The 12,585-nt window shown below is 53.9% G+C and carries 9 protein-coding genes; 3 read left to right on the top strand and 6 right to left on the bottom strand.

Translation table 11 applies throughout. From position 1 onward, the window contains the following. Positions 1–52 precede the first annotated feature (52 nt). The gene (gene cphA, locus B9Z35_RS12510) at positions 53–2,266 is read left to right on the top strand and encodes a cyanophycin synthetase (protein ID WP_108284032.1); all 2,214 of its coding nucleotides are present in this window, start codon (positions 53–55) and stop codon (positions 2,264–2,266) included. Beyond that, positions 2,266–4,848, top strand: a complete 2,583-nt coding sequence (gene cphA, locus B9Z35_RS12515) for a cyanophycin synthetase (protein WP_108284033.1) — start codon at positions 2,266–2,268, stop codon at positions 4,846–4,848. Before cphA (B9Z35_RS12510) ends, cphA (B9Z35_RS12515) begins: the two co-directional genes overlap by 1 nt. Before the next feature lie 173 nt (positions 4,849–5,021). Here cphA (B9Z35_RS12515) and B9Z35_RS12520 read toward each other — a convergent pair whose 3' ends face one another. Genes B9Z35_RS12520 through dctP form a run of 5 tightly spaced genes read right to left on the bottom strand, consistent with a single transcriptional unit; the run spans position 5,022 to position 10,962 of the window. Beyond that, a complete protein-coding gene (locus B9Z35_RS12520; RefSeq protein WP_108284034.1) occupies positions 5,022–6,557 on the bottom strand; it encodes a malonyl-CoA synthase in 1,536 nt (511 codons plus the stop codon). Positions 6,558–6,572: 15 nt separating this feature from the next. Then, positions 6,573–8,006 (bottom strand): malonyl-CoA decarboxylase, encoded by a 1,434-nt coding sequence (locus B9Z35_RS12525; RefSeq protein ID WP_108284035.1) that lies wholly within the window; start codon positions 8,004–8,006, stop codon positions 6,573–6,575. A 27-nt stretch (positions 8,007–8,033) separates the two neighbouring features. Next, the gene (locus B9Z35_RS12530) at positions 8,034–9,383 is read right to left on the bottom strand and encodes a TRAP transporter large permease (RefSeq protein WP_108284036.1); all 1,350 of its coding nucleotides are present in this window, start codon (positions 9,381–9,383) and stop codon (positions 8,034–8,036) included. Next, positions 9,380–9,949, bottom strand: a complete 570-nt coding sequence (locus B9Z35_RS12535; RefSeq protein ID WP_233246580.1) for a TRAP transporter small permease — start codon at positions 9,947–9,949, stop codon at positions 9,380–9,382. The genes B9Z35_RS12530 and B9Z35_RS12535 overlap by 4 nt, the downstream gene beginning before the upstream one ends. Then, a complete protein-coding gene (gene dctP / locus B9Z35_RS12540) occupies positions 9,946–10,962 on the bottom strand; it encodes a TRAP transporter substrate-binding protein DctP (protein WP_108284037.1) in 1,017 nt (338 codons plus the stop codon). The genes B9Z35_RS12535 and dctP overlap by 4 nt, the downstream gene beginning before the upstream one ends. Positions 10,963–11,114: 152 nt before the next feature. Here dctP and B9Z35_RS12545 point away from each other — a divergent pair, with 152 nt between their 5' ends. Then, positions 11,115–11,771 carry a GntR family transcriptional regulator gene (locus tag B9Z35_RS12545; protein ID WP_108284038.1) on the top strand — a complete coding sequence of 219 codons (657 nt, stop codon included), beginning with the start codon at positions 11,115–11,117 and terminating at the stop codon, positions 11,769–11,771. On the opposite strand, the gene lgt is transcribed toward B9Z35_RS12545, so the two are convergent. Further along, positions 11,768–12,580 carry a prolipoprotein diacylglyceryl transferase gene (gene lgt / locus B9Z35_RS12550; protein ID WP_108284039.1) on the bottom strand — a complete coding sequence of 271 codons (813 nt, stop codon included), beginning with the start codon at positions 12,578–12,580 and terminating at the stop codon, positions 11,768–11,770. The two genes, B9Z35_RS12545 and lgt, sit on opposite strands and share 4 nt — an antisense overlap. Between the last annotated feature and the right edge of the window lie 5 nt (positions 12,581–12,585).

The raw sequence follows: 12,585 nt of genomic DNA on the forward strand, positions 1-12,585 counted from the left end.
CTCCTCCCTGCTTCAGCCACCCAAAACATCCGCTAAATACCTCCCCTCATTTATGGCCTTCAAAGACATCCAAATCCTACGCATGAACTACTTGCGTGGGCCCAACATCTGGACTTACCGCCCCATCATCGAAGCCCTCATCGACTTGGGCGAAATGGAAGACCACCCCTCTAACAAAATTGATGGTTTCAATGACCGCATCAACGGCTGGTTGCCTGGCCTGGTCGAGCACCACTGCGGTGTAGGCCATCGCGGGGGTTTCCTCACCCGATTGGTGGGTGGAACGTGGATGGGTCACATCATGGAGCACGTCTCCATCGAGCTGCAGCTCTTGGCTGGTGCCCGTGCTGAGTTTGGCAAAGCCCGTGAAATCAGCAAGCGTGGCATCTACAAAGTGGTGTTTCGCACCGAGCACGAAGAGTTGGGTCGCGAAAGCTTTTTGGCAGCCCGTGAACTGGTGATGGCCGCGGCCAATAACAAACCATTTGACATTGACGCTACCGTCGATCGCCTGAAAAAGATTGCCGACTTGCGCTGCTTAGGCCCCAGCACTGCTTGCATCGTCGATGCAGCGGTGGAACGTAAAACACCGTTCATCCGCCTGACTGAAGGCAATTTGGTGCAACTGGGTTACGGCTCAAAGCAACGCCGCATTTGGACAGCCGAGACCGACCGCACCAGCGCTATTGCTGAAAGTATCTCCAGCGACAAAGACCTGACCAAGCGCTTGCTTACGCAATGCGGTATTCCTGTGCCAGAAGGACAAATTGTCAAAACCGCGGATCAAGCCTGGGAAGCAGCGCAAGACATCGGCTTACCTGTGGTGGTCAAGCCCCTCGACGGAAACCGCGGCTGGGGCGTGTCTTTGGACGTGAACACCGAAGAAGGCGTGCGCACAGCATGGACCGCTGCTGAAAAAGAAGGCAGCGAAGTGTTGATTGAGCGCTATGTGCGCGGCGATGAACACCGCGTCTTGGTAGTCGGTGACCGCGTGGTGGCTGCCACCCGTGGCGAAACCGCTTGCATCACAGGTGATGGCACCTCTACCGTGGAGCAGTTGATCGACAGCCAAATCAACACCGACCCACGTCGCGGCATTGCAGAGGGCTTCCCACTCGACTTGATTCGTTTGCATACCCCACGCGGCGAAATGTCGTTGCTCGAAATTCAACGCCAAGGTTTGAAGCCCGACAGCGTGCCCGAAAAAGATCGCATTGTTGTGGTTCAACGCAACGGCAACTTAAACAATGATGTGACCGACTTGGTTCACCCTGAAGTTGCAGCCGTGGCCACCCTCGCCGCACGCGTGATTGGCTTGGACATTGCTGGTATAGACATCGTCACCCAAGATATCTCTCGCCCGTTGGAAGAAACCAAAGGCGCAATCATTGAAGTCAATGCAGGCCCAGGCTTGCTGATGCATGTCAAACCCGCTGTGGGCCAGCCCCGCCCGGTGGGCAAAGCCATCGTCGAACATTTGTTTGGCCCTAATGAATCTGGCCGTATCCCCGTGGTGGGCATCGTGGGCAGCCAACAAACAACAGAGTTATCTCAGCTCATCGCTTGGTTGTTGCACCTGTCTGGCAAGCGCACAGGTTTGGCTTGCAAAGACGGCCTGTATATGGACCAACAGCATTTGGGCAAAACAGACTCGCGTGGCTTTGAAGCCTCAGAGCGGTTACTTATCAACCGCGCGCTCGATGCCGCTGTATTTGAGACCACCCCAGCCCACATCTTGGACGAAGGCTTGGCCTACGACCGTTGCTTGATCGGCGTGGTCACCAACATGCCCGACACCACCGCAGCCTTGATTGATAAACACGACATACAAACCGCTGAGCAAATGCGAACAGTGGTCCGCACACAAATCGACTTGGTGTTGCCAGAAGGTGCCGCAGTCCTCAACGCTGACGAAGAAGCAGTCACGACCTTGGCCGAACTGAGTGACGGCGAAGTCGTGTACTACGGCAAGTCGCAAGACAACGCCGTCTTGATGGCACATCTGCAAGCCGGCGGTCGTGCCGTATTCTGCAAAGACGGTCACGTGACTTTGGCACGCGGCGATCAAGAAACACAACTGTTCCACCTCGATCTCGAATTGATTGCACGCCTGCTCAAAGACGGCTTGCATATCTCCACGTTGCTAGCTGCTGTAGCAGCTGCTTGGTCACTGGACATTGCGCCACTGCTGATTCGCGCTGGCTTGAAGAATTTCGGACAACAAAACCAACACGTTGCCAAAGACGTTGCAAGGATGAATGGCTAATGGAAGTCTCTCGTATCCGCGCCCTGCGCGGCCCTAACCTCTGGACCCGTCACACTGCCGTAGAAGCAATGGTCAAGTGCGAGGACGCTGAAATCGACTTGAGCCAGCAGCCTGAATTTGAAAGCCGCTTGCGCAATTTGTTTCCTGGCGTGGGCAACTTGCAACCCACGCAACACAAGGTCAAGCTCAGCATGGCGCACGCGCTCGAAGCTGCCACTTTGCATTTACAAATTGAAGCGGGCTGCCCCGTCACCTTCAGCCGCACCACGGCCACCACAGACCACGGTTTATTCCAAGTGGCGGTCGAGTACACCGAAGAGCAAGTGGGCTTCATGGCCATCAAACTGGCCCATGAACTTTGCGTCGCTGCCTTCAACAACACCAGCTTTGATGTGGATGCGGCTATCCACCAACTACAGGAACTTGACGAGGACATTCGCTTAGGCCCATCCACAGGCTCTATCGTCAACGCCGCCATTGCGCGTGGGATTCCTTTCCGTCGCTTGACCGAAGGCAGCTTGGTCCAACTGGGCTGGGGTAGCAAGCAACGCCGCATCCAAGCCGCTGAAATTGACTCGACCAGCGCCATTGCCGAATCCATTGCGCAAGACAAAGAACTCACCAAAAAGCTGCTGCACGCAGCCGGTGTTCCTGTGCCTTTGGGTCGCCCAGTCATCAGCGCTGATGACGCATGGGCTGCCGCTCAAGAGATTGGCTTGCCCGTGGTGGTCAAGCCTCGCGATGGCAACCAAGGCAAAGGCATTTCTGTCAACGTCACCACCGAAGCAGGCGTGAAAGCGGCTTATTTGGCTGCCGTTGCACACCGCGACGATGTGTTGGTCGAACGCTTCTTGCAAGGCAGCGATTACCGGTTGCTGGTGGTCGGTAACAAGCTGGTGGCCGCCGCTCGACGCGAACCTCCACTGGTGATTGGTAACGGCAAAAACACCGTGCGCGAGTTGGTCGACATCGTCAATGCCGATCCTCGCCGTGGCGAAGGCCATGCCACCTCACTCACCAAAATTCGCTTTGACGACATCGCGATTGCGCGCCTCAAAGAACAGGGCTATGAAGCCAACTCCGTGCCTGCCAAAGGCGCGCGTGTGATTCTGCGTAACAACGCTAACCTGTCCACCGGCGGCACCGCCACCGACGTGACCGATGACGTACACCCCGAAGTTGCCTTGCGTGCCATTGCCGCCGCACAAATGGTGGGTCTAGACATTTGCGGTGTGGACGTGGTGTGCGAATCTGTGCTGCGCCCCCTCGAAGAACAAGGCGGCGGCGTGGTCGAAGTCAATGCAGCCCCTGGCTTGCGCATGCACCTAAGCCCCTCTTTTGGCAAAGGCCGTGACGTGGGTGAGGCCGTCATGGCCACCATGTTCCCTGATGGTGGTGATGGTCGTATTCCTGTGATTGCCGTGACGGGCACCAACGGTAAAACCACCACCGTGCGCTTGACCTCCCACCTGCTGCGCGCCAATGGCTTGCGCGTGGGCATGACCAACACCGATGGCGTGTACGTGAATGGCCGCCAAACCGACAGTGGTGACTGCAGTGGTCCACGCAGCGGTCGCAACGTACTGGCACACCCCGACGTAGATGCTGCTGTGCTAGAAACTGCGCGCGGCGGCATGTTGCGCGAAGGCTTGGCTTTTGACCGCTGCCAAGTGGCCGTGGTGACCAACATTGGCATGGGCGACCATCTTGGCTTGAACTACATCACCACCGTCGAAGACTTGGCGGTCTTGAAGCGCGTGATCGTTCAAAACGTTGCCGAGTCAGGCATTGCGGTGCTCAACGCGACCGACCCCATCGTGGTCAGCATGGCAAACAAATGTCCAGGCCAAGTGACCTTCTTTGGCTTGGACTCACACCACCCTGTCATTGCCACGCACCGTGCGCAGGGCAAACGCGTGTTGTTTGTAGAAGACGACCAAATTGTGGCCATGCAAGGCAACCACTCGGTGCGCATTCCTTTGTCTGAGATCCCCGTTACACGCGGTGGCGCGATCAGCTTCCAAATTGAAAATGCCATGGCCTCCATCGGTGCTGCTTGGGCTGTGGGTGTGCCTTGGCAAACCATATGCAAAGGCTTGGCCACATTTGTGAGCGACAGCAATGCCGTACCCGGGCGCTTCAACGTGTTCGACTACAAAGGCGCGACGGTGATTGCCGACTACGGCCACAACCCAGACGCCATCAAAGCACTGGTGCAAGCGGTGACCAACCTGCCCGCCCAACGCCGCAGTGTGGTGATCAGCGGTGCGGGTGACCGTCGCGACGAAGACATCCGCGAGCAAACGCGCATCATTGGTGAAGCGTTTGACGATGTGGTGTTGTACCAAGACGCATGTCAACGTGGGCGTGTGGATGGCGAGGTACTAAAGCTCTTACGTCAAGGACTGGAGGGTGCGAAACGCACCTCGCACATCGACGAAATTCACGGTGAGTTTTTGGCGATTGACCGTGCGATGGAGCGTTTGCAAAAAGGCGATTTGTGCTTGATCTTGATTGACCAAGTGGATGAGGCTTTGGCACACATCACGCAGCGCGTGAACTCGGCGGCTTTGGCTGGCTAAGTTTTTCTCTCGCTCACAAAAAAGCCACTCTTTTTTGGAGTGGCTTCTTTGTTTGCACTTCTTTGTTCTATCGCTGATGCTGACGGGGCTGTGCGGCAGCTGCCTCACTGGGGTACCAGAATATCGTCAGCCGCCGCACAGCCCCATCAGCATCCGAGTTGTGGTTAAGCTAATTAAAACAAGCCTTTGTACTGATCGCGCAGCAAGTTCTTTTGCACCTTACCCATGGTGTTGCGTGGCAGTTCAGCCACCACAAAACACTTCTTGGGAATCTTGAAGTTCGCCAGTTGTGACTTGAGCGCTGCAATGATGGCATCAGCATCGACCTTGGCACCAGGTTTGGCAATCACAACTGCCACGCCTACTTCACCAAAGTCGGGGTGCGGCACACCAATCAAAGCACTTTCAGCGACACCAGGCATCTCGTTGATGTAGCCCTCAATTTCTGCGGGATAGACGTTGTACCCACCGCTGATGATCAGGTCTTTGCTGCGGCCCACGATGACCACGTAGCCGCGCTCGTCGACCTTACCCACGTCACCCGTTTTGAAATAACCGTCTGTCGTGAACTCTTCTTTGGTTTTCTCGGGCATGCGCCAGTAGCCACCAAACACATTGGGGCCTTTGACTTGGATGCCGCCAATTTCACCCACGGGCAAAGACTTGCCTTCGTCGTCTTGCACGCGCAGGGAAACGCCCGGCAACGGGAAGCCCACTGTGCCACCACGGCGCTCGGTTTGGCCGGGGTAGCGGGCATCGGCTGCGTAGGGGTTGGAGGTGAGCATGACGGTTTCACTCATACCATAACGCTCAAGAATAGGCTGGCCTACGCGGTCTTCCCACTCGTTGAAAGTTTCCAGCAACAGTGGCGCAGAGCCTGCCACGAACAAACGCATGTTCGAGGCTTGCGCTTTCGTCAACGTAGGCTCAGCCAACATCCGCACGTACAGAGTGGGCACGCCCATGAACACGGTGGCCTCTGGCATTTTGGCGATGACGAGTTTGGGATCGAATTTGGACAACCAAATCATCTTGCTGCCATTGAGCAAGGCGCCGTGGATGGCCACAAACAAGCCGTGCACATGGAAGATGGGCAATGCATGAATCAACACATCGCCTGGCTTCCAGCCCCAGTATTTCTTCAAAGTCTGTGCGTTGCTCAGCATGTTGCCGTGTGACAGCATCGCACCTTTGCTGCGACCTGTGGTGCCGCTGGTGTACAAGATGGCGGCCAAATCGTCGGCCTTGCTTTGCACCACATCGTGTTTGTCAGAGCAATGCGCGGCACGCTCAAGCAAACTACCGGTGCGGTTGTCGTCCAAGGTGAACACGTTTTGCGTCCCCGCCTTGAAGGCAATCTTGCTGACCCAGCCAAAGTTCTTGCTGCTGCACACCACCACGGCGGGTTCGGCGTTGCCAATAAAATATTCAATCTCAGCGCTTTGATAAGCGGTGTTCAAAGGCAAAAACACATAGCCCGCACGCAAGGTGGCGAGGTAGAGCATGACGGCCTCAACCGACTTCTCCACTTGCACCGCCACGCGTGAGCCTTTGGGAATGTGCAGTGAGTCCAACAGGTTGGCCATCATGGCGCTGGCACGCTCAAGGTCGGACCAGCTGTAGTGCAAACCATCATCGGTTTCGATGGCCGTGGCGTTTAGGTTTTTAGGAAAAGCAGCACGCAATGCTGCAAAAAGATTGTGATTCATGTGGTTTCTTTAGATTCAAGAAAAAAATAGATCTTCAACATCGCCTGAAACAGGCGCAATATTTTTAGCCATCAGTTGGCGGTTTTTATCGATTCGCTTCAGGTCGTAAAGGTAGTTCACCATCAACCCGTGTGATTGTTTGAGCCCCTTGGGTGAAGGATCGGCAAACCAATTGATGCGTTCAACACGCGCCCCATTGCCCAAGTGGAAACGGGCAACAGGGTCAAGCACTTGATCGCCCTGTTTTTCCAAACCTAAATATTGAGCAGCACATCGCGTGAGGAATGAGCGCAAAGGTGACTTGGTCGACAGAGCACCCAACACCAAGGGTTGATCAATGGCAGCCAACACGTGTGTCGCTGTCGGCGGTTCAAAACTGATCTCTCGACCGAGTGCAGCTAACTCTTTCTCGCTCAACTTAGTCAGCATCGTTTCGGCATTGCGTGCCAACCATGGGCGCAATCCAGGAATCGGAGATAAGGTGGCAAAAGTTTTAAGCTTAGGAAACTCTTCACGCAAAGTTTCCACCACGCGTTTGATCAACGAATCACCAAAGCTCACGCCTCGCAAGCCTGTTTGCGTGTTGCTGATCGAGTAAAAAATAGCCACCGTTGCTTTTTTCAAATCTTCGGGTGCAGCGCTCTCATCCAACAACGGCATGATGTTGTCAGCCATTTCATGAAGCAGCGCAACCTCAACAAAAATCAAAGGTTCACTAGGCAAACTGGGATGAAAGAAACCATAACAGCGGCGATCACTATCCAAACGGTTTTTCAAGTCAGCCCAACTGCGAATGTCGTGCACAGCTTCGTACTTGATCAGTTTTTCAATCAACGAAGCAGGCGAATCCCAACTGATAGTGCGCAACTCCAAAAACGCAATGTCAAACCAGGTAGAGAATAGGTTTTCCAGCTCTGCATCCAAGGCCAATAAACGTTTGTTGTTTTTTAGTTGCGGTAACAACTCAGCACGCATATCGACCAAAAAGCGCATGCCACCCGGATAGGCTGCAAAGCGCTGCAGTAACCGTGTGCGTGGTGACACCAGTGCTCGGCGCAAACGAATTTCCGCAGAGCCTTCGTCTGCTGTCCCCAAGGAGGCGTCGTAATCATCACGCGCAGCGCGTACCTTAGTGGCATCTGGCCCGAACTGCTCGCTGATCAACAGCCAAAGATCTTGACGTTCTGCCACTTCTGCGTTGATGTACCAATCGGCCAACGCTTTGGCGCGCCGCCCACCCTCCACTTCGCTCACGCGAGGGTCAACCACAGATTGCAACAAAAGTAAGGTGCGTCGCAAGTGGCGCGGCGATAAAGCCTCTTTCTTTTGCCGCATCGATGAATCCAAACGCTCCCGTGTAGAGCGGTCTTCAGGCTTAGGCGGCTCGCTGGCGGGCGCTGAATTGCGAAGCAAATTCAATTTGCTGTTCAGCCACGTGGTTGCATTCATCTCGCGCCTTTTTGATTCGTCAAAAATTTACTTCACACCCATCACCAAATTGGGTAAGCCCGTGGCGATTTCAGGGAACAAACACAGCAAAAACACCGCAACAAACATGAGCCCCAAGAAAGGCATCACACCCCAGATCACTTCTTTCAATGAAATATCAGGTGCTACGTTTTTGATCACGAAAATGTTCAAACCCACTGGAGGATGAATCAAACCCATCTCCATCACGATGGTCATGACGACGCCAAACCAAATCAGGTCAAAACCAGCGGCTTTGAGCGGCGGCAAAATGATGGGAGCCGTCATCAAGATGATCGACACAGGCGGTAAGAAGAAACCCAAAACCACCACCATCAGCAAAATCACTGACAGCAAAACCCAGCGCGACAACTCCATGCCCACAATCCAGTGTGCTGCACTTTGGCTGATGTGCAAATGGCTCATGACGTAGCTGTATAGCAAAGACATACCAATGATGAGCATCAGCATGGTCGACTCTTTGAGCGTTGACGACAAAATGGGCATCACGTCTTTCGGACGCCACAGGCCATAGACCACCGCGACCAAACCCAAGGCCAACAAGCCACCCAAGCCCGCAGTTTCAGACGGTGTGGCATAGCCGCCATACAAAGCCACCATCACACCAATTAAGAGCACCAAGAATGGCAACACACGTGGCAACATTTCTACTTTTTGTGCCAAGGTGAAATGTTCTTTGTCCAAATAAGCCGACTTAGCGCCGCCTTCTTCGTAAACCTTCAATGCAATTTGGTATTCCTTGCGTGCACGCACCACGGCATAACCAGCAAACAAAACCACCAACAATAAGCCTGGGCCTATGCCAGCTAAGAACAAACGGCCGAGCGATTGTTCAGCGGCCACTGCATACAAAATCATCACGATGGAAGGCGGCAACAAAATACCCAAAGTACCGCCTGCCGCAATGATGCCTGCCGCAAAACCTGGTGAGTAACCGCGCTTGCGCATTTCAGGAATGCCAGCAGAACCAATCGCAGAACAAGTGGCTGGCGATGAACCTGCCATTGCAGCAAATAATGCACATGCAAACACGTTGGCAATGCCCAAACCGCCAGGCACCTTGTGCAACCATGCATGAATAGCAGAGTACAAGTCTTGACCCGCACGCGACTTACCAATGGCTGCGCCCTTCATGATGAACAAAGGAATCGACAACAAAGTGATCGATGCCATTTCTTCATACACGTTTTGCGTCACCGTATCCAGCGACGATGCGGGCATGAAAAAGTACATGAACGCCACAGCGACGGTACCCAATGCAAATGCAATGGGCATGCCTGAGAACATCACTAAGAGCGTGGCTGCACCATAGCTCAAACCAATCGCAAGTTCACTCATTTCTGGTCTCCACGGACTTCACCACCAGTGAGCTGAACCGCTGACTGTAAGAACAACTGGATGGCCAACAAGCTCATGCCCACGGCCATCAAAGAATATGGAATCCACAAGGGAGGCGCAAAACTACTGGAGGTTGTTTGACCTTCAGTCCATGCCTCATGGAACAAAGCCCATGACTTCCAAGAGAAGAACACACAAAAAGCAGTCGACACCACATCCACCAACACGGCACGCACTTTGTTAACCGAGTCAGGCAAGATGGAAGCAAGTGCTTCAATGCCGATGTGACCACGTTGTGACTGCACATAGGCTGTACACATGAATGTGGCGCCGACCAACATGAACACGGACGCTTCGTCTTGCCAATCTGTCGCCACCTTGAACAAGTAGCGTGTGAGCACGGAATAGGTCAGGACACAAGAGGTCAAGACCAACGCCAGCATCGACAAACGGAGCACCAACACATTGAGCGCGTCTAAAGCAGCAAGCAACGCTGCGACGACTGCGTTTTTGGGGCGCTTAATCTCAGCTGGGACGCCTGTATCTAATTCGAAACCGTGGCTCACAGTGTTTGCTCCGCCAAGGCCAGCAACTTGGCACAACCTGCATTCTTAGACGCGTAATCTTTCCATGCTGTTTCACGCGCAATGGCTTGCCATTTCTTAATTGAAGCCGGCGTCAAGTCCACCACTTTGGCGCCAGCTTTTTGATAGACGTTTGCCACTTCAATGTCGTCTTTCTTAGCTGCTTCCAAGGCAAACTTTTCCATCTCTGCGCCCACGGCCATGATGGCGTCACGTTGGTCTTGTGGCAACGCATCAAAGATGGCTTTGGACATCATCAAAGGCTCAAACATGAACCAGTACGCGCCCTTGCGACCGGTCGTCAAAGCCTTGGCCACTTCTTCCAAGTGAAAAGAGATGAAAGAAGTCGATGACGTCATCGCCGCATCCATTGCGCCAGTTTGCATAGCAGCGTAAATCTCGTTCGAAGGCAAAGTCACCACAGCGGCGCCCGCCTCTTTCAAGATCATGTCAACTTCGCGTGAGCCACCTCGCACTTTCATGCCTTTGGCGTCTTCTGGATCCACGATGGGCTTGTTACGAGAAGCCACACCACCGGCTTGCCAAATCCAGCTAATCAGCACAATCCCTTTGTCCAACAACAAGCGGTTGAGCTCAGCACCCACGGGCTTGTTTTTCCAGCTGTAAGCCTGCTCATAAGACACCACCAAACCTGGCATCAGACCGATGTTGACTTCAGGAATCTCACCGCCTGCGTAGGAAAGCGGAATCAAGGCCATATCTAAAGCACCTTTGCGCATGGAGGAAAACTGCGCATTGGTCTTCATCAACGAAGAGCCTGGATAAATCTCAAACTTCAAATTGCCCTTGGTGCGCTTCTCCACTTCAGCGGAAAACATGCGCACGAGACGATCACGAAAATCGCCCTCTTTGATCGTCCCACCAGGAAATTGGTGGGAAATTTTGAGCGTCTTGCTTTGGGCAAACGCGTTGGCAAAAGGCAATGCGCTGAGCGAAAAACCACCGACGGACTGAAGAAGGCTGCGACGTTTCATGATGTCTCCTTGGACTGCTGTTAGATGCTGTGACATTCAGAGCATCGAATTTTGTATTTATTAATTTACCATTTGTATTCGACATTGATTGTAGTGAATACCCTATAAATAGTTTTGCATCCAAGGCCGATCAAAGTGGCAGAATTCACACCATGAGAATCTCGGACAAGTTACGCGAACAAATTGAGGAAAAAATTGCCACAGGCGAATTTGCGCCTGGCAGTTCGTTGGATGAAGCCACCTTGGTTGAGCAGTACGGTGTCTCTCGCACCCCCATTCGCGAAGCTCTCATTCAACTGGCGGCAGAGGGTTTGATTGAGATTCGCCCACGACGCGGGGCCATCGTCACCAGCATTGGACCGACTCGATTGATTGAAATGTTTGAGGTGATGGCCGAACTTGAAGCCATGTGCGGCCAACTGGCAGCGCGTCGCATGACCGATGCAGAGCGCCAAGAACTCACAGCCTCACATCTTGCATGCGAGGACGCCCGAGCCAACCAAGATTCGGACCAATACTTCTATTGCAATGAGCGCTTTCACGCAGCAATTTATGCAGGCAGTCACAACAGCTTTTTGCGCGAACAAGCCAATCAATTACACCGCCGCTTGCGGCCCTATCGCAGATTACAGTTACGCGTGCGTGACCGCATGAGCGTGTCTTATAAAGAACACCATGCCATCGTCAACGCCATCACCTCAGGCGATGCAGAGGCCGCTGCCCTTGCGCTTCGTGAACATGTGGTGGTGCAAGGCGCACGGTTTGGCGACTTGCTGTCGTCGCTGTCAGATTTAGCGCAAGCCGCTTAAGGCTGCGCTTGACGCGTGGCGTGCAGCCACAAGACCAGCCCTACCAACACCATAGGCACACACAACCATTGGCCCATGCTCATGCCCAGCGCCAACAGGCCCAAGTGCGCATCAGGCTCACGGAAGTATTCAGCCATGAAACGCAAGCTGCCGTAGCCGATCATGAAAACACCAGACACCGCGCCCATCGCACGAGGCTTGCGGGCATAAAACCACAAGACGATGAACAACAAAATGCCCTCGCCCAAAAATTGGTAAATCTGCGAAGGATGGCGCCCGATCAAAGTACCACTTTGCGGAAAGATCATGGCCCAAGGTAGCTCAGGGTCAGCAGCTCTGCCCCACAACTCGCCGTTGATGAAGTTACCAATTCGGCCCGCAGCTAAACCGGTAGGCACACATGGCGCAATGAAGTCGGTCACCCACAGCCAAGGACGATGACGCTGCCAAGCAAACACAGCGGTGGCAACGAACACACCCAGCATGCCGCCATGAAAACTCATGCCACCTTGCCACACAGCAAACACTTCAAGTGGATGGTCGACGTAATAACTGGGGTTGTAAAACACGCAGTAACCAATGCGTCCCCCCAAGACCACGCCCATCACGCCATAAAACAAAATGTCTTCGATGTCTTGCTTGGACCACGAGCCCAGCACCACTTGCGCAGCATAGGGCTCATGCTTCAAACGCAGATGGCCCAAGCCCACAAACAAGGCAAACGCAGCCAAATAAGTCAGGCCGTACCAATGAATGGCTATGGGCCCCAACGCAATGGCGACGGGGTCAATTTGCGGGTGAATCAACATGCGAG

This window comes from Limnohabitans sp. Jir61, from assembly GCF_003063545.1.
Taxonomy (GTDB): Bacteria; Pseudomonadota; Gammaproteobacteria; order Burkholderiales; family Burkholderiaceae_C; genus Limnohabitans.